This window comes from Pseudomonas typographi (assembly GCF_014694385.1).
GTDB classification, from domain to species: Bacteria; Pseudomonadota; Gammaproteobacteria; order Pseudomonadales; family Pseudomonadaceae; genus Aquipseudomonas; species Aquipseudomonas typographi.
The window spans coordinates 39901-57653 of the sequence record NZ_JAAOCA010000021.1 but is presented as its reverse complement, the minus strand read 5'-3'; the positions used below and the strand labels follow the sequence as shown (position 1 = coordinate 57653).

Genomic DNA, 17753 nt, shown 5'->3' with positions numbered 1-17753 from the left:
CAGCGGCAAGGGAAACCAAGCGGCACTCTGCGGGCCAGTTACGCTCTAAGTCAGCACCCCGGTGTAGAAGTGAGCAGACCTGACCCATGGGCGTATTGTGGAACAGCCAGCCAGGCAAGCCGAACCTCAGCACGGAGCAGGCGCCCGCGCAGGCCCCTGAGCCCGGCCCGCGGCGCCCCCGGCGGCGCTGGCCGGTGGTGGCCCTGATCGGGACGATCGTGGTGCTGGGCGGCGGTTATGCCGCCCGCCAGGAAATGTACAACTCACGCCTTCAGGCCCGCGAATTCAGCCGCCTGGCGGCGAGCCTGGGGTGGCAATTGCGCCCCGGGGCCAGCGACGCCGTCGTATACCCCAGCAATGGCCCTTTCGATGAGCGCTTGGGCTACAGCCACCTGGGCGCCTTCCTCGAACGTTTGCAAAAACGCAACTACCAAGTGCTGGAGCAGGTACGCTTTTCTTCTGCCCTGCAACGCTATGCCAACCGCGGGTTGTTCGTGCCCTACCCGGAAAAACCCCAGGCGGGCCTGCACATCGACGACTGCCGCGGCGTACCGATCTACGACTTCAAGTACCCGCTGCAGTTATATAAACAGTTTGGCGACATCCCGCCGTTGGTGGTCAACAGTTTGCTGTTCATCGAAGACCGCAACCTGCTCGACGCCCGCCGCCCTACGCTCAACCCGGCGGTCGACTGGCCGCGCTTCGCCAAGGCCGCGTGGTCGCAGGTGGCCCATGCGCTCGGCCTGCCCGGCCAGTCAGCCGGCGGCAGTACCCTGGCCACCCAACTGGAAAAATACCGCCACTCCCCCGGTGGGCTGACCGACTCTGGCCCAGAAAAACTGCGGCAGATGTTCTCGGCCAGCGTGCGCGCCTACCAAAACGGGCCAAACACGTTGAAAGCGCGGCAGAACGTGGTACGCGACTACCTCAACAGCGTGCCGTTGTCTGCGGTGCCTGGCCATGGCGAAGTGCACGGCCTGGCTGAGGGCCTACGGGTGTGGTATGGCGCCGACTTCGATAAAACCAATGTGATCCTCAGCAGCCAGGGCGATGACGTCGGCTCCTTGAAGGCCCGCGGCCTGGCGCTGCGCCAGGTGCTGTCATTGATGATCGCCCAGCGCCGGCCCTCGCACTTTTTAAGCCGCGGCCACGGTGAACTGAACACCCTTACCGACGCGCACATTCGCCTGCTCGCCGGCCAGGGCATCATCAGCAATGAGCAGGCTACCTATGCCCTGCAAAGCCAATTGCATTGGCGCGACTGGGCCAAAGAGCCCACCTGGGAGCCCTATAGCAACGACAAGGCCACTGTGGTTACCCGTGGCCGCCTGGCCGGGCTTCTCGATGAGCCACTGTACGACCTCGACCGGCTGGACCTTACGGCCACCAGCAGCCTCAACGCGCAGTTGCAAAGCCAGGCCAGCGACTACCTCAAGCATTTGGCGGACCCAACCTTCGCCCAGCAAACCGGGCTGGTCGGCGAAAGCTTGTTGACCCCCAGCAGCACCGAGGCCGTCAAGTACGCGTTTACCTTGTTCGAAAACAGCGGCGGTGCGGCGCGGGTGCGGGTGCAAACCGACAGCACTGACCAACCCTTCGACATCAACGAAGGCAGCAAGCTGGAATTGGGTTCCACCGCCAAACTGCGGGTAATGACCAGCTACTTGCAAATTATCGCCGAGCTGCATGCTCGCTACAGCGATAAAAACCCAGCCGAGCTGCATCGCCTGGCCGCAGGGATCGACCCACAAGACCGCCTCAGCCACTGGGCACTGGACTACCTAGGCAGCCACCGCGGCGGCAGCCTGCAAGGCATGCTCGATGCGGCGCTTGAGCGCAAGTACTCGGCCAACCCCGGCGAGCGGTTCTTTACCGGTGGCGGGGTGCACGTGTTCGGAAACTTCCGCCGGCAGGATAACGACCGCACCCCTACGCTCAAGCAAGCGCTGCGCGAATCGATCAATTTGCCGTTTATTCGGCTGATGCGCGATGTAGTGCGTTACACGCTCTACCAAGCGCCGAACAACAGTGCCCAGTTGCTGAAGAACGACCAAGACCCGCGCCGCCAAGAGTACCTGGCGCGCTTTGCCGACCGTGAGGGCACCGAATACCTGCGCCGCTTCTGGCGCAAGTACGACGGTAAAAGCGGCGGCGAGCGCCTGGCCACCTTCCTCGATGGCCTGCGCACGACCCCGGTGCGGCTGGCGGCGGTGTACCGCTACCTGTTCCCGCAGGCACCGGGGGCCCAATTCGACAGTTTTATTGGCGAACACTGGAAGGCCACGGCGCTCACGCCCAAGCGGCTGGGCCAGCTTTACGATCAATACGGGCCCGGTGCCTACGCCCTGCCCGACCAAGGCTATATCGCCCGCGTGCACCCGCTAGACCTCTGGTTGCTGGGCTACCTGCTCGAACACCCTGACGCTAGCCTCGACCAAGCACTCGCGGCCAGCACCCAAGAGCGCCAGGAAGTGTACGGCTGGCTGTTCAACAGCAAACACCAAAGCGCCCGCGACAGCCGTATCCGTACGATGATCGAGATCGAGGCCTTTACCGACATCCACCGCCGCTGGCAGCAAGTGGGTTACCCCTTCGACCATTTGGTGCCATCGCTGGCCACCGCCATCGGCAGCTCGGGCGACCGCCCCGCCGCCTTGGCGGAATTGGTCGGGATCATCCTCAACGACGGCGTGCGCCTGCCAAGCCTGCGCATCGACCAACTGCATTTTGCCCAAGGCACACCCTTTGAAACACGCGTGGGCGCGGCCACCGACCGCGCCGAACGGGTGATGCCGGTGGAAGTGGCCCAGGCCCTGCGCGCGGCGCTCGGCGGGGTGGTGGCCGATGGCACCGCGCGGCGGGTGGCCAATGTGTTTACCCAACCCGACGGCACACCGATGGCCATGGGTGGAAAAACCGGCACCGGCGATAACCGCGTCGAAAGCTTTGGCAGCGGCGGCCGGCTGGTGGGCTCGCGCGCCATAAACCGCACGGGCACCTTCGTGTTCTACCTGGGCGACCGCTACTTCGGCACGCTTACCGCATTCGTGCCCGGCAAGGCCTCGGCCAACTTCCACTTCACCTCTGCCTTGCCGGTACAGGTGCTCAAGGGCATGGCGCCGATTCTGCAGCCGTATTTGAACGCCGCGGCAGGCCAGGCGTGCAAACCACCCGCGGGAGGCCCAACGGGGTAGGCTTTACTTAAGATATATCTTAAGGTATATCTTATAGCCACCTTAAAAGCCCCCCACCGAGAAACCTCAAGATGCGAGACCGCCATCTCCCCGGCCGCGAACGCGCTGGCCGTGGCCCACGGGTATTCGCCCCGGGTGACCTTAAACTGCTGTTGCTCGACATGCTTGGCGCCGAGCCCTGCCATGGCTATGACTTGATCCGCAAAATCGAAGCCACGTTCGATGGGCGCTACAGCCCCAGCCCCGGGGTGATCTACCCGACCTTGACCTTCCTTGAAGAAAGCGACCTCATCGCCGCCGACAGCGCAGGCGCCAAGAAGCGCTACAGCCTCACCGAGGCCGGCCGCCACTACCTGGCCGAGCAGGGCGTCGCCCTGGAAGGGGCCCGTGAACGCATCGCCGTCAGCCGCCGCTCGCTGCGCGGCCATGATCGCCCGGAAGCCATCCACGAAGCCGTGCACAACCTACGCCACGCCCTGCAAATGCACCATGGGCGCTGGACCCCCGATGAAATCACGCGGGTACGCGACCTGCTCAACGCCACTGCCCGCGCCATCGCCGGCGGCCCCCTCAGCGAGGCATGAACATGACCCAAGCATCCGCCCTCCATCGCGTTATGCATGAAATAAAACGCCGCCGCCTGCAGGTAGTGCGGGTGGCCGAACTGACCCCGCGCATGCGCCGTATCACCTTGGGCGGCCCAGAGCTGGCGGGGTTTCTGAGCCTGGGCGCAGACGACCACGTCAAGCTATTGTTCGCCCAAACACCGGAGCAAGAGGCCGCCCTGGCCTATTGGCAGCCGGGCGTTGAGCACCCCGGGCCGAAACCTGCCATGCGCGACTACACCCCGCGCCGTATCGACTTGGAAAACGGCGAGTTGGACATCGATTTCGTAATCCACGGAGACGGCCCCGCCTCGACCTGGGCCGAGCACGCCAAGCCGGGCGATAGCCTGCACCTGGCCGGCCCGCGGGGGTCATTGATCGTGCCGGATATCTTCGACAGCTACCTGCTGATCGGCGACGAAACCGCCTTGCCCGCCATCGCCCGCCGCCTTGAGGAGCTACCGGCCCACCGCGAGGCACTGGTAGTGGTGCAAATCGAAGACGCCGCCGAACGCCAGCCACTGCACAGCGCGGCAAGCCTACAAGTGGTGTGGGTAGAGCGGCACAAGGCGGACCTGCTCGGCGTAGTGGCTGGCCTGCAATTGCCCGCGGGCAGCCTGTGGGCCTGGGTCGCCACCGAGGCGGCGCTGTCTCGCCAGGTACGGCGGCTGCTACTCGACCACCATCGGCTCGACGAAAACGGGGTCAAGGCCGCCGGTTACTGGCGCGCCGAAGGCAGCGAAGCCGACGCATAACGGTCTACCATCAGCAGCAGCGTGGCAATGCCGAGAAACCCTGCCAGTACCCCCAGGGCATTAATGAACACCCGGCCCAGGCCCAGGCTGCTGACGTCCACGAAGGGGTATGGCCACACGCCAATGGAGGCACCGCGCAGCAGGGTGAAGGCGAAATACCCCAGTGGGTACAGCGCCCACAGCGGCACATGCCACGCCCGCAGGTGCCCACGCGGCACCACCCACCACCAGAACCCCAAGCACAGCACCGGCATGGCATCGTGCAGCAGTTCGTTGGCCAGCCATTGCCAGCCTTGCGGTTGCCACAGGCTACGCAGCAGCAAGCTGTAGGCGATGCCCACCAGCAGGATGCTCGCCGTTACCCAACCGGCCACCGCCGGCCGGCGCAGCCAAACCGCCGTGGCGGTGTTGCTGTGGCTGGCCTGCGCGGTGAACAGCGCCGCCGCCAGGGTGTTGGACAACACCGTAAAGTAACTGAAAAAGTGCACCAGCCCGCCCAGCAGGCTGGCCTGCACCTCGTACCGCACCGCCAGCACCAGGTACAACTGCAACGCCAGGGCGAACCAACCCAATGCCGCCAACGCCGCGATCCATGACCGCCTTCGCATACCGCCCCTTGCCTCTTCACCCATAAAGGCCGCAGCGTACCGCTTGCCGAGCAAAATACACACCCACCCCCGGAAAACGAAACCGCAAGCGGTAACGCCGTGACCCTGCTCCCCTCTTGGGTTGCTGCTTCGGCATCGGCAAAATGCGCCTTCATCGAGGGCGAAACCCCGGCGAAGTATTCAAAACGGCTGGGCACTGCGTGGGGGCTTTTTGCCAGATTTTTCCTACGTGCCATCGCCCCAACGCCGGGGCGCGGTGGCGGCTCAAAGCCAGGCGCGCGCTTCGATTCAACCGCGCGCTGCATGCCCGCGTGGCCGCGGGGTTGTGGATGGGCTCCGCTGCCGCGAGGCGTTCCATTATTGCGCCTTTAGAGAAATACCCTTCCTCTTCAAAGCCTTGGCCTGCTGGCCGGGCCGCTATATCCTCCCCGCCACTTCGGGCTGAAACACTTCAGCACGATACCTGAGTAGCCAGTTGTATTCCTCGACGAACTATTCGTTCTGTTAGCAACCTCAGCAATTGGTTGTAAGACTTTTCTGAACTACCCTCACGACATCATCATTAGAATGGAGAAACCCTTATGAGCACTGAAAGTGCCTGGGGCTCAAAGCGCATACTGCCGAGCTTGCTCGGCCTGCTCTTTGTGCTGATGGGCCTGGCTCTCGTGGTTGGCGGCGTTGTACTGGCCAAGGCGAGCGGCTCGCTCTACTACCTTATCGCCGGCCTCGGCATCCTGGTTACCGGCATTTTGCTCATCGCCGGCAAACGTTCCGCACTGCCGCTGTATGCCCTGGTGCTGTTCGCCAGCACCGTGTGGGCGCTGTGGGAAGTGGGCCTGAGCTGGTGGGAACTGGTACCGCGCCTGGCGCTGTGGTTCGCCCTCGGCATCGTGCTGTGGCTGCCATGGTTTCGCAAGCCGCTCACCTTGGGCCAGCCCTACGCATTGGGCACCGGTACCCTTGGCGTTGCGGTAATCCTCGCCGGTGCCACCGCCGTCGCCAGCCAGTTCACCAACCCGGGTGAAATCACCGGCCAGCTCGACCGCCAGAGTGCCGGCACCGCCAGTACCGCCCCCGCCCAGCCTGATGGCGACTGGCAGTCTTACGGCCGCACCGCCTTCGGTGACCGTTACTCGCCGCTGAACCAGATCAACACCAGCAACGTCAGCCAGCTCAAGCCCGCTTGGCAGTACCGCACTGGCGACATCCCCGGCGCGAACGACCCCGGCGAAACCACCGCGGAAAACACCCCGCTCAAAGTCAACGGCATGCTCTACGTGTGCACCCCGCACAGCCAGGTGATTGCCCTCGACCCCGACACCGGCAAGGAAATCTGGCGCTTCGATCCGAAGATCAGCACCCAGGGTGCCGAGAACTTCCGTGGTTGGGCGCACATGACCTGCCGTGGCGTGAGCTACCACGACGATGCCGCCTACGCCCAAGCGGCCAACGATAACGGCGCAGCGGCCCCGGCCAGCCCCGCCAGCAGCAGTTGCCCGAAACGCCTGTTTGTGCCCACCGCCGATACCCGCCTGATCGCGCTGGACGCCGACACCGGCAAAGAGTGCGAAGGTTTTGGCAACAAAGGCTCTATCGACCTTTCCGCCAACATCGGCACCTTCGCCGCCGGCGGTTACTATTCCACTTCTCCGCCGGCGGTCACCAAAGACCTGGTGATCATTGGCGGCCACGTGACCGACAACGTCTCCACCGACGAGCCCTCCGGCGTAATCCGCGCGTTCGACGTGCACGACGGCCACCTGGTATGGAACTGGGACAGCGGCAACCCGGAGAAAACCACCCCTATCGGCCCGGGCGAGCATTACACGCGCAACTCGCCGAACATGTGGTCGCTGATGGCCGTGGACGAAAAAGCCGGCATGCTCTACTTGCCCATGGGCAACCAGATGCCTGACCAGTGGGGCGGCAACCGCACGCCAGAGGCCGAGAAGTACAGCGCCGGCGTGACCGCCCTGGACATCGCCAGCGGCCAAGTGCGTTGGACCTACCAATTCACCCACCACGACCTGTGGGACATGGACGTAGGCGGCCAGCCCAGCCTGGTCGACATCAAGACCGCCGACGGCATCAAGCCGGCGCTGATGGCCTCGACCAAGCAGGGCAGCATCTACGTGCTGGACCGCAGCACCGGCCAGCCGATTGTGCCGATCAATGAAACCCCGGTACCGCAAGGCGCGGTCGAAGGTGACCACACCTCACCGACCCAACCCATGTCGGAACTGAACTTCATGCCGGCAACCCTTCGTGAGAAGGACATGTGGGGCGTGACCCCGTTCGACCAAATGCTGTGCCGCATCGACTTCCGCTCGCTGCGCTACGACGGCATCTACACCCCGCCGTCGCTGCAAGGCTCGATCGTGTACCCCGGCAACTTCGGTGTGTTCGACTGGGGCGGCATCTCGGTGGACCCGGTACGCCAAGTGGCCTTCGTCAACCCCGACTACATGGCGTTCAAGTCTAAGCTGGTGCCGCGTGAAGCCGTTGAAGGCGGCCCCACCCGCAAAAGCGAAACCGAAGGCGTGCAACCTAACAAAGGCGCACCTTACGGCGTGATCCTCGAACCGTTCTTGTCGAAGGTCGGCCTGCCCTGCCAAGCCCCGGCTTGGGGCTACGTCGCCGCCGTGGACCTGGGCACCCACAAAGTGATCTGGAAACACAAAAACGGCACCGTGCGCGACAGCTCGCCGGTACCCATGCCCTTGCCGATGGGCGTACCCAGCCTGGGTGGCACCTTCGTGACCGCCGGCGGTGTAGGGTTCTTAAGCGGCACCCTGGACCAGTACCTGCGTGCCTATGACATCAGCAACGGTAAGCAACTGTGGGAAGGCCGTTTGCCGGCCGGGGCACAGACCACACCCATGACCTATACCGGTAAGGACGGGCGCCAGTACGTGCTCGTGGTTGCCGGTGGCCATGGCTCGCTGGGCACCAAGCAAGGCGATTATGTGATGGCGTTTGCTTTGCCGGAATGATCGTTGGTGTGAAGTGAGAGCGGCGCCCTTTGGGGCGCCGTTTTTGTTTTCGCCTGCCATTCCACGCTATGGTCTAGCTTGGGGTGAGCTGCAACGCATTGCTATCCCCTTGCTCGAAGCGCTTTGCCATTGCCACGAGCAAGGGGTGCTGCACGGTGACCTGAAGCCAAGCAATATCATGTTCGCCGAGGGCGGCTTACGCCTGTTCGACTTTGGCCTGGGGCGGCCCATGGAAGGGCTGCTACCTGGCCTTCCCCGGTTATGCCGCAGCCGAATCGCCGCATGGACACCTTGCTATGCCGCCCCAGAAATACTTGAAGGCGCGCCGCTGTCGGCCACTGCGGATGTATTTGGCCTAGCCTGCGTGCTAGTGGAATTGGCCAACGGCCAACATCCATTTTCCCGGCTCGGTTCCCTGCAAGCTCGGGAGCAGCAACTGGAAAAGCGCCTACAGCGCCCCACTGACATGCCTCGCCATTGCTGGCATGCGTTACGCACCGCCCTGGCCTTCGATGAGCCCGACCGGCGGGGCAGTTGTGCTGAACTACTCGATGCCTTCCGCCGCCCGGCATCGCGCCTATGGCCCTGGCAGAAGGCGAGTAATGCTTTCACATCGTGAATTCGATATACACCACCTAGAGGATTACCGCATGAAACCCATCGTACTGGTTGGTCACCTGCACGCGTGCCCCATTCATGGTAATGGCACCGTTGAAACAGGTGCGTGCAGCGCCGCCGTGGGCGGCCGTGCTATCGCCCGCGTGGGGGATCGAACCAGTTGCGGCGCGCTGATCGAGACAGGCGCTGAACACACGCTGATCGAGGGCCAGCCCGCAGCCCGGCTGGGCGACAAAACCAGCCATGGGGGCACGCTGATAGAAGGGGAACCCCGTTGGAGCGTCGGGTAAACGCCCACTAAACCGGTAGGTTTACCGCCTTTAGGTCGTATAAAGAAGAAAGGCCGCTTTCGCGGCCTTTCTTCATGCACTGCCAGATTAATACCGCTCTATCTTGGCCTTGCTTTCCAACAGTTGGCGATAGCTCGCGAAATCCTGCTGGCCTTTGCGTGAAGCGAGGAACTGGCGGTACTGGTTCTTCTCCTCATCGGTAGGCTCCGGCCCTTCGTTCACCCCGTTAAGGCGGATTACCGTGTAGCTGCCGTCGCTCAGGGTGATGCCGGCGAAGGTTGGCTTGCCGTTCGCGGGCTTCGGCATCCGGAACACCTGCTGCAACACCTTGGGGTCGACACCGTCCTGGTTGCGGGTGGCTGCCTCGCTCACCTTCCAGGCCTGGCCGTCTTGGCTCGTGGCCAGGGCAACTTTGCCGTCACGCAGGCCAGCGATCAGGGCTTCGCCCTTGGCCTTGGCAGCATCGGCGGCCTTTTCACGGGCCAGTTCCTTGCGAATCGGCTCGCTCACGGCTTCCAGCGAAAGCTGGGCAGGTTTGCGATGTTCCTTCGCCCGCACCACGACGGTGGTTTCCGGGTCTAGCTCGATGGCGTTGCTGTTGGCACCTTCGTCCAGTACCTCGGTGCTGAATGCGGCCTGTACCACTTGGCGGTTGGCGGTCACACCCTCGCTGCCGCCCTCGCGGCCGAATGGCTGAGAGGTCTGCACCTTCAGGCCCAGTTCCTGGGCGGGCTGGGACAGGTCGGAGGCTTCGAACGCGGAATCTTCGAGCTTTTTGGCAGCATCGACGTACAACTGCTCGACCTGCTGGCTCTTCAGCTCGCGGCTGATCTTGTCTTTCAGGCTCGCCAGGCTGGGCACTTGCGGGGCCTGCACGCCCAGCAGCTTGATCAGGTGCCAGCCGTATGGGGTACGCACCGGCTGCGACACCTCGCCTTGTTTCAAACCGTACAGCGCCTGTTCGAATGCGGGGTCGTAAACACCCTTGCCGGAGTAGCCGAGGTCACCACCGTTGTCGGCAGAACCAGGGTCTTGCGAGGTTTGCTTGGCCACGGTGGCGAAATCCTCACCCTTTGCCAAACGCTGGGCAATCGCCTCGATCTTGCCCTTGGCCTCGGCGTCGCTCACTTTGTCGTTGACTTCGATGAGGATGTGCGCGGCACGGCGCTGCTCGGCCAGGTTGGCGATTTCCTTCTGGTACTGGGCCTGCAGGTCCTCGTCGCTGACCTTGACCTGGTCGAAGAAGGCGGACTTTTTAAGCTCCACGTAATCGATCACGACTTGGTCGGGGCTCATGAACTCCTTGGCGTGTTCGTCGTAGTAGGCCTTGACCTCGTCGTCGCTGACCTTTTGCGCAGCCGCGTCGGCCTTGTAGCTGAGGCTGGCGAAGTCGCGGGTTTGCTTGTCGAGGCGGGCGAACGCCAGCATGTCGGCGTCGGTTACGAAGCTGCTGCCCGCCAAGCCCGCGCGTAATTGGGCGATCAGCATTTCATCGGTCAGCATCTGGCGGAACTGCAACCGGCTAAAGCCCATTTGGCGAATCACCTGGTCGAAGCGGTCGGCATCGAACTTGCCGTCTACCTGGAATTCCGGTGTTTGCAGGATCACTTGGTCCAGCGCCGCTTCAGAGAACGAGAACTTGGCATCAACGGCCCCTTGCAGCAGCAGCTTACGCTCGATCAACCCCTTGAGCGCCGCTTCGCGCAGCCGTTTGTCATCGAGCAGCGAAGGGTCGAAATCCTTGCCCAACTGTTGCATCAGTTGGCGCCGTTGCATTTCGACCGCTTGGCTGAGGTCCGCCTGGCTAATCTCGTCGCCATTGACCTTGGCAGCGTCCTGGCTATGGCTGGTGGCTCGAAAAATAGCATCGAAGCCAGTCAGCGCCATCAGTACGACGATGAGGCCGATGATGGTCTTGGCAATCCACCCCTGTGAATTGTCCCTGATGTTTTGCAGCATGCTTCCCCCAGAAACGACGGCACATCTTTGCCTTCGCCCACACCTGGATATAAAAAAAGCGCACCCATTGGGATGCGCCTTCTCGTAACTCGCGCAGCGAGTGCTTCGGAACTACCCATGCGGTGGGCACGGCCCACCCGCTAAGTTATGAACGCTTGGCGGCCTTGGCCTTGCCCGAAACCTCGTTGACCGCGTCTTTCAGGTTCTTACCTGCCTTGAAGCCCGGGATTTTGGCGGCCTCGATGTTGAGTGGGTTGCCGGTTTGCGGATTACGGCCAGTGCGCGCGGCGCGCTCCTTCACGGCGAAGGTACCGAAACCCACCAGCACGACGGAGTCACCCTTCTGGAGGGCACCGGTGACGGATTCGATGACGGCGTCGAGCGCGCGGCCAGCGATGGCTTTCGGGATATCAGCGGATGCGGCGATGGCATCGATCAGTTCCGACTTGTTCACTCTAAGTCCCCTTATATCTCTATTGAGTTATTTCTAAATATGTATTCGACGCAATGAAACGAGTGCCGGGCTTACGTTTTTTCAGAATGAGCCGCTTTATAGCAAGGGCTCTAAAATTCTGTCAAGAAAGCCCCCGCGCATGGGTAAAGCCTTAGTGGGTACTGATTCTTTCCTTGGAATCAGCGTCACGTTTTTCGTCCTTGGTAACTATTTCCGGAGCCACGTCGGGCAAGGGCTCCGGGGCGTATTGCAGCGCAATTTGCAGGACTTCGTCAATCCATTTGACCGGTTTGATGTGTAGATCCTGCTTGATATTTTCAGGAATTTCCTTCAAGTCGCGAACATTTTCGTCGGGGATGATCACCGTTTTGATACCACCACGGTGCGCGGCCAGCAGTTTTTCCTTCAAACCGCCAATGGCCAGCACCTGCCCCCGCAGGGTAATTTCGCCTGTCATGGCCACATCGGCACGTACCGGAATACCGGTAGAGGCCGATACCAATGCGGTGCACATGCCGATTCCCGCGCTGGGGCCATCTTTGGGCGTCGCCCCTTCTGGCATGTGGATGTGGATGTCGCGCTTCTCGAAAAAGTCCAAGGCGATACCCAGGCTGCGTGAGCGGCTGCGCACTACGGTTTGCGCCGCAGTGATCGACTCACCCATCACATCGCCAAGAGAACCGGTCTTGATCAATTGCCCCTTGCCGCCCGGCACCACCACCGCTTCGATGGTCAACAACTCACCGCCCACCTGCGTCCAGGCAAGCCCGGTCACTTGGCCCACCTGGTCTTGCTGCTCGGCCAGGCCATAACGGAATTTGCGCACGCCGAGCAATTGCTCAAGCGAATCGGGAACCACATTCACCGACACCTGCTTTTGCCCAGTGTGTTCCTTGACCACCTTGCGGCAAATTTTCGCGATTTGCCGCTCCAGGCCCCGCACGCCGGCTTCTCGGGTGTAGTAGCGGATCACGTCACGGATCGCAGCTCCATCGATTTCAAGCTCGTCTTTCTTCAACCCATTGGCCTTGACCTGCTTGGGCGTGAGGTACTTGGTCGCAATATTGACCTTTTCATCCTCGGTGTAGCCGGGCAGGCGGATGATCTCCATCCGGTCAAGCAATGCCGGAGGAATGTTCATCGAGTTGGACGTGCAAAGGAACATGACGTCAGAAAGGTCGTAGTCGACCTCCAGGTAATGGTCGTTGAAGCTATGGTTTTGCTCGGGGTCGAGCACCTCCAGCAACGCCGACGCCGGATCGCCGCGCATGTCGCTGCCCATCTTGTCGATTTCATCGAGCAAGAACAGGGGGTTGCGCACGCCCACCTTTGTCATTTTCTGAATCAACCGGCCAGGCATGGAGCCGATATAGGTGCGCCGGTGGCCGCGGATCTCAGCTTCATCGCGTACACCGCCGAGGGCCATACGCACGAACTTACGGTTAGTGGCGGCAGCAATCGATTCGGCCAGCGACGTTTTACCGACCCCGGGTGGGCCCACCAGGCACAGCACTGGGCCGCGAATCTTCTTCACCCGCTTTTGCACGGCGAGGTATTCCAGAATGCGTTCTTTTACTTCTTCCAGGCCATAGTGGTCAGCATCCAAGATCGTTTCGGCCTTGGCCAGGTCAAGGCGTACCTTGCTTTGCGCCTTCCACGGCACCTGTACCAGCCAGTCGATGTACGAGCGCACCACCGTGGCCTCGGCGGACATTGGCGACATCTGCTTGAGTTTGTTCAACTCGGCCTGGGCCTTGGTCAAGGCGTCTTTGGGTAGCCCAGCCGCCTCGATGCGTTTCTTGAGCTCCTCGACCTCGTTGTGGCCTTCCTCACCGTCGCCCAGTTCCTTCTGGATAGCCTTCATTTGTTCGTTCAGGTAGTACTCACGCTGGCTGCGCTCCATTTGTTTCTTCACGCGGCCACGGATACGTTTCTCGACCTGGAGCAAGTCGATTTCGGCGTCGAGCAATGCCAACACCTTTTCGACACGCGCCGAAAGGTCGACGATTTCGAGAATGTCCTGCTTCTGCTCGATCTTCAGCGCCATGTGCGCAGCCATGGTGTCGACCAGCCTGCCCGGTTCGTCGATACTGTTGAGTGAACTCAGCACCTCTGCCGGCACCTTCTTGCCCAACTGCACGTACTGCTCGAATTGCGACAGCAAGCTGCGCACGAACACTTCGGCTTCGCGGTCGGCCGCTTCTACTTCGTCGATCAGCGTAACTTGCGCGCGAATGTGAGCTGCGACCTCCTTGAAGCCTTCGACAGTGCCGCGCTGCTCGCCTTCGACCAACACCTTCACGGTACCGTCGGGCAGCTTGAGCAGTTGCAGCACGGTGGCCACCGTACCGACCCGGTAAAGCGCGTCTTCATCCGGGTCGTCGTCAGCCGGGTTGCGCTGGGCCAGCAGCAGAATCTGTTTTTCACCGGTCATCGCGGCCTCGAGGGCCTCGATGGACTTTTCACGTCCCACGAACAGGGGGATGACCATGTGCGGATAAACCACCACATCTCGCAATGGCAGCAGAGGCAATTCAATGGTTGTCTTCATGGTTTCGCCTCTTGGCGGCTTGAGCCGCATACAGATGGAAATGATGCATGGGGCCTATGTGGGGCCAACCCCATGAAAAAACAAGCACCGTGGTCGGAACAAAAAAGGGGCCGTCAGGCCCCTTCGTCGCTACGCAGCCTCAACGGCACACCCAGACGCGTTAGGCATCCGGTGCAGCCTTGGCCTGCGGCTCACTCTCGTAAATCAACAACGGCTTGGAGGTACCTTCAATAACGCTTTCGTCGATAACCACCTTGCTCACGTCCTTCTGCGAAGGAATTTCATACATGGTATCGAGCAATACGCCTTCGAGAATCGAGCGCAAGCCTCGCGCGCCAGTTTTACGCTCCAGCGCCTTGCGGGCCACTGACTTGAGCGCGTCACTGCGAAACTCCAGGTCTACCCCTTCCATGTCGAACAACTTGGCATATTGCTTGGACAGTGCGTTCTTAGGCTCGGTAAGGATCTGTACCAGCGCCGCCTCGTCGAGCTCGTCGAGGGTCGCCAACACCGGCAGGCGGCCGACGAACTCGGGGATCAGGCCAAACTTGACCAGATCGTCCGGCTCAACCTCGCGCAGCGATTCGCCGACCTTTTTGCCCTCTTCCTTGCTGCGCACCTCGGCGCCAAACCCGATACCACCCTTGGTGGAGCGGTTCTGGATGACCTTTTCCAACCCCGAAAACGCCCCGCCACAAATGAACAGGATGTTACGGGTGTCGACCTGCAGGAATTCCTGCTGCGGATGCTTGCGCCCGCCCTGGGGCGGAACCGAGGCCACAGTGCCCTCGATCAGCTTGAGCAACGCCTGCTGCACACCCTCGCCAGATACGTCGCGGGTGATGGACGGGTTGTCGGATTTGCGCGAGATCTTATCGATCTCGTCGATGTAGACGATGCCCATCTGGGCCTTTTCCACGTCGTAATCACACTTTTGCAGCAGCTTCTGGATGATGTTCTCGACGTCTTCGCCCACGTACCCCGCCTCGGTGAGGGTGGTGGCGTCGGCGATGGTGAAGGGAACATTGAGCAGGCGCGCAAGGGTTTCAGCGAGCAGCGTCTTGCCGGAGCCGGTAGGGCCGATCAGCAGGATGTTGCTTTTGCCAAGCTCGACTTCGTCGCCTTTTTTGTCACGCTGGTTCAGCCGCTTGTAGTGGTTGTACACCGCGACTGCCAGTACCTTTTTGGCACGCTGCTGGCCAATCACGTATTGGTCCAGGATGCCGCTTATTTCTTTGGGCGAGGGCAGCTTGTGCGCGCTGCTCTCGGCCTGTGCTTCTTGCACCTCCTCGCGGATGATGTCGTTGCACAGGTCGACGCACTCGTCGCAGATGAAGACCGAGGGGCCGGCAATCAACTTGCGCACTTCATGCTGGCTTTTGCCACAGAAGGAGCAATAGAGCAGTTTGCCGTTGTCCTCGCCGTTGCGGGTGTCAGTCATTCGATCGATCCAATCCGGTAGGCTTGAAACACAAGATGAAGGCAAATGCGGGCTTTTTCAAGCCCGCCAATGGCGGGGGCTGCCCGCCAGGGGAGGTTTGCGCCGATTATGCGGGCATTTGCCGCTTGTCGATCACTGCGTCCACCAAGCCATATTCGGCTGCCTGTGCAGCACTCATGAAATTGTCACGATTAGTGTCACGCTCGATGTCCTCGAGGCTGCGCCCGGTGTGGAAGGCCAGCAGCTCATTGAGGCGTGCACGAATGTGGAGGATTTCCTTGGCGTGAATCTCGATGTCCGAGGCCTGGCCCTGGAAGCCTCCCAGCGGCTGGTGGATCATCACCCGCGAGTTAGGCAGGCAATAACGCTTACCCTTGGCGCCACCGGCCAGCAGGAACGCGCCCATGCTGCAAGCCTGGCCAATGCAGGTAGTCGACACATCGGGCCGGATGAATTGCATGGTGTCGTAGATCGACATCCCAGCCGTGACGGAGCCACCTGGGGAGTTGATGTACAGATGGATGTCCTTGTCCGGGTTTTCCGCCTCAAGGAAGAGCAATTGTGCGGCTACCAGATTGGCCATGTAATCCTCTACCGGGCCAATCAGGAAGATCACGCGCTCCTTGAGCAGGCGCGAGTAGATATCATAGGCGCGCTCACCACGCGCCGATTGCTCGACAACCATCGGGACCAGGCCGCCAGCGGCCTGGATGTCAGAGTGCTGAAAATAAGAATTGCCGGCCATGCCTGCATTCGCTCCCAATTAGTCATGTCCTGATACACATAAGCCAGCGCGAAGGCTGGCTTATGAGGTTTCGAAGCGTTAGCTAGCGTTACTCGGCGGCGGTTTCGGGCGCTTGTGCCGGCTTCACTGCTTCTTCGTAAGAGACCGACTTGTCAGTCACACTAGCTTTCTGAAGAACAGTATCCACAACTTGTTCTTCCAGCACAACCGAACGCACCTCGTTCAGTTGCTGCTCGTTCTGGTAATACCAGCTGACTACCTGCTCGGGTTCCTGGTAGGCGGAGGCCATTTCCTGGACCAGCTCGCGTACACGGTCTTCTTCAGGCTTGAGGTCGAATTGCTTGACCACTTCGGCGACGATCAAGCCCAGCACCACGCGGCGCTTGGCCTGTTCCTCGAACAACTCGGCCGGCAACTGCTCAGGCTTGATGTTGCCGCCAAACTGCTGCACGGCCTGCACCCGCAGGCGGTCGACTTCGTTGCTCAGCAATGCCTTGGGCGCGTCGACCGGGTTGGCGGCGATCAGGCCATCCATGACCTGGTTCTTGACCTTGGCCTTGATGGCTTGGCGCAGCTCACGCTCCATGTTCTTGCGAACCTCGGCACGGAAACCCTCCAAGCCGGTTTCCTTGATGCCGAACTGGGCGAAGAATGCCTCGTTGAGCTCAGGCAGCGTAGGCGCATTGACGCTGTTGACGGTCACGGTGAACACGGCGGCCTTGCCCGCCAGGTCGAGGTTCTGGTAATCGTCGGGGAAGGTGACGTTCAACACACGCTCTTCACCGGCCTTGGCGCCCACCAGGCCGCTCTCGAAGCCCGGGATCATACGGCCGGAACCCAGTACCAGTTGGGTGCCCTGGGCCGAACCACCGGCGAATGCTTCACCGTCGACCGTACCGACGAAGTCGATGTTCAGTTGGTCTTCGTCTTGTGCTTCGCGTTCGACGGTTTCGTAACGTACGTTCTGCTTGCGCAGCACGTCGAGCATGTTGTCGAGGTCGGCATCGGTGACGTCGGCGCTCAGGCGTTCGATGGCGATGCCTTCGAAACCCGAAACGGTGAACTCAGGGAACACCTCGAACGTGGCGATGTATTCGAGGTCCTTGCCTTTTTCGAACACCTTGGGTTCGACGGACGGCGAGCCGGCCGGGTTGAGTTTTTGCTCGACCACGGCTTCATAGAAGGTCGCCTGAATCAACTCGCCCAGGGCTTCCTGACGGGCGGCGGCTTCGTAGCGTTGGCGGATCACGCTCATTGGCACCTTGCCAGGGCGAAAACCTGGCACTTTGGCGCGACGGGCAGTCTGTTGCAGACGCTTGTTGACTTCAGTCTCGATGCGCTCGGCGGGTACGCCGATCGTCATGCGGCGCTCGAGCGCGGAAGTGTTTTCAACAGAAACTTGCATGGATATTCCTCGTTGCACAGACGTTAGCCGGCCATTGCTGGCCCCAGATCAAGGGCAAGCATTCTAGTGGGTCATCGGTAAGAAGTCACCTGCCGATGAAAGGTTCGGCGACCGGGGCGGTTCCCGGGTAAAACC

General features: G+C 61.4%; 12 protein-coding genes and 1 pseudogene. 6 read left to right on the top strand and 7 right to left on the bottom strand.

Translation table 11 applies throughout. The annotated features are described in order from the left end of the window. Positions 1-86 precede the first annotated feature (86 nt). The 3 genes from HAQ05_RS16930 (at position 87) to HAQ05_RS16920 (ending at position 4554) form a co-directional block, all read left to right on the top strand. Complete coding sequence (locus tag HAQ05_RS16930) at positions 87-3194, top strand: transglycosylase domain-containing protein (RefSeq protein WP_190422657.1); 3108 nt, start codon at positions 87-89, stop codon at positions 3192-3194. A gap of 71 nt (positions 3195-3265) precedes the next feature. Continuing rightward, on the top strand, positions 3266-3778 hold the full coding sequence (locus HAQ05_RS16925; protein ID WP_190422655.1) for a PadR family transcriptional regulator: 513 nt from the start codon (positions 3266-3268) through the stop codon (positions 3776-3778). Beyond that, positions 3775-4554, top strand: a complete 780-nt coding sequence (locus tag HAQ05_RS16920; RefSeq protein WP_420825777.1) for a siderophore-interacting protein — start codon at positions 3775-3777, stop codon at positions 4552-4554. The genes HAQ05_RS16925 and HAQ05_RS16920 overlap by 4 nt, the downstream gene beginning before the upstream one ends. Here HAQ05_RS16920 and HAQ05_RS16915 read toward each other — a convergent pair. After that, positions 4518-5162 carry a Pr6Pr family membrane protein gene (locus HAQ05_RS16915; RefSeq protein WP_190422651.1) on the bottom strand — a complete coding sequence of 215 codons (645 nt, stop codon included), beginning with the start codon at positions 5160-5162 and terminating at the stop codon, positions 4518-4520. The two genes, HAQ05_RS16920 and HAQ05_RS16915, sit on opposite strands and share 37 nt — an antisense overlap. A gap of 581 nt (positions 5163-5743) precedes the next feature. Between HAQ05_RS16915 and HAQ05_RS16910 the strand changes: the two genes are divergently transcribed. From HAQ05_RS16910 to HAQ05_RS16900, 3 genes and pseudogenes are all read left to right on the top strand, one after another. After that, positions 5744-8155 carry a glucose/quinate/shikimate family membrane-bound PQQ-dependent dehydrogenase gene (locus HAQ05_RS16910; protein WP_190422650.1) on the top strand — a complete coding sequence of 804 codons (2412 nt, stop codon included), beginning with the start codon at positions 5744-5746 and terminating at the stop codon, positions 8153-8155. A 70-nt stretch (positions 8156-8225) separates the two neighbouring features. After that, positions 8226-8774, top strand: a pseudogene (locus tag HAQ05_RS16905) (protein kinase domain-containing protein); the annotation flags it as partial. Positions 8775-8805: 31 nt separating this feature from the next. Beyond that, on the top strand, positions 8806-9063 hold the full coding sequence (locus HAQ05_RS16900; protein ID WP_190422648.1) for a PAAR domain-containing protein: 258 nt from the start codon (positions 8806-8808) through the stop codon (positions 9061-9063). An 87-nt stretch (positions 9064-9150) separates the two neighbouring features. Here the strand turns inward: HAQ05_RS16900 and HAQ05_RS16895 are convergent, their stop codons facing one another. The 6 genes from HAQ05_RS16895 to tig all read right to left on the bottom strand — a co-directional run bounded on the left by HAQ05_RS16895 (position 9151) and on the right by tig (position 17618). Continuing rightward, the gene (locus HAQ05_RS16895; RefSeq protein WP_190422647.1) at positions 9151-11022 is read right to left on the bottom strand and encodes a SurA N-terminal domain-containing protein; all 1872 of its coding nucleotides are present in this window, start codon (positions 11020-11022) and stop codon (positions 9151-9153) included. Between the two features lie 145 nt (positions 11023-11167). After that, positions 11168-11476, bottom strand: coding sequence for an HU family DNA-binding protein (locus HAQ05_RS16890; RefSeq protein ID WP_190422646.1), 309 nt, complete (start codon positions 11474-11476; stop codon positions 11168-11170). 151 nt (positions 11477-11627) lie between these two features. After that, positions 11628-14027 carry an endopeptidase La gene (gene lon, locus HAQ05_RS16885; protein WP_190422644.1) on the bottom strand — a complete coding sequence of 800 codons (2400 nt, stop codon included), beginning with the start codon at positions 14025-14027 and terminating at the stop codon, positions 11628-11630. Between the two features lie 160 nt (positions 14028-14187). Continuing rightward, complete coding sequence (clpX, locus tag HAQ05_RS16880) at positions 14188-15468, bottom strand: ATP-dependent Clp protease ATP-binding subunit ClpX (protein ID WP_190422642.1); 1281 nt, start codon at positions 15466-15468, stop codon at positions 14188-14190. Between the two features lie 106 nt (positions 15469-15574). After that, on the bottom strand, positions 15575-16213 hold the full coding sequence (clpP, locus tag HAQ05_RS16875; protein WP_190422640.1) for an ATP-dependent Clp endopeptidase proteolytic subunit ClpP: 639 nt from the start codon (positions 16211-16213) through the stop codon (positions 15575-15577). Between the two features lie 88 nt (positions 16214-16301). Further along, on the bottom strand, positions 16302-17618 hold the full coding sequence (gene tig, locus HAQ05_RS16870) for a trigger factor (RefSeq protein WP_190422638.1): 1317 nt from the start codon (positions 17616-17618) through the stop codon (positions 16302-16304). Positions 17619-17753: the final 135 nt, after the last annotated feature.

Coding starts and splice junctions, on each gene's coding strand:
- HAQ05_RS16895 (WP_190422647.1), bottom strand. CDS start 11,022: ATGCTGCAAAACATCAGGGACAATTCACAGGGGTGGATTGCCAAGACC.
- HAQ05_RS16915 (WP_190422651.1), bottom strand. CDS start 5,162: ATGCGAAGGCGGTCATGGATCGCGGCGTTGGCGGCATTGGGTTGGTTC.
- clpP (WP_190422640.1), bottom strand. CDS start 16,213: ATGGCCGGCAATTCTTATTTTCAGCACTCTGACATCCAGGCCGCTGGC.
- HAQ05_RS16910 (WP_190422650.1), top strand. CDS start 5,744: ATGAGCACTGAAAGTGCCTGGGGCTCAAAGCGCATACTGCCGAGCTTG.
- HAQ05_RS16930 (WP_190422657.1), top strand. CDS start 87: ATGGGCGTATTGTGGAACAGCCAGCCAGGCAAGCCGAACCTCAGCACG.
- HAQ05_RS16920 (WP_420825777.1), top strand. CDS start 3,775: ATGAACATGACCCAAGCATCCGCCCTCCATCGCGTTATGCATGAAATA.
- HAQ05_RS16900 (WP_190422648.1), top strand. CDS start 8,806: ATGAAACCCATCGTACTGGTTGGTCACCTGCACGCGTGCCCCATTCAT.
- HAQ05_RS16925 (WP_190422655.1), top strand. CDS start 3,266: ATGCGAGACCGCCATCTCCCCGGCCGCGAACGCGCTGGCCGTGGCCCA.
- lon (WP_190422644.1), bottom strand. CDS start 14,027: ATGAAGACAACCATTGAATTGCCTCTGCTGCCATTGCGAGATGTGGTG.
- clpX (WP_190422642.1), bottom strand. CDS start 15,468: ATGACTGACACCCGCAACGGCGAGGACAACGGCAAACTGCTCTATTGC.
- tig (WP_190422638.1), bottom strand. CDS start 17,618: ATGCAAGTTTCTGTTGAAAACACTTCCGCGCTCGAGCGCCGCATGACG.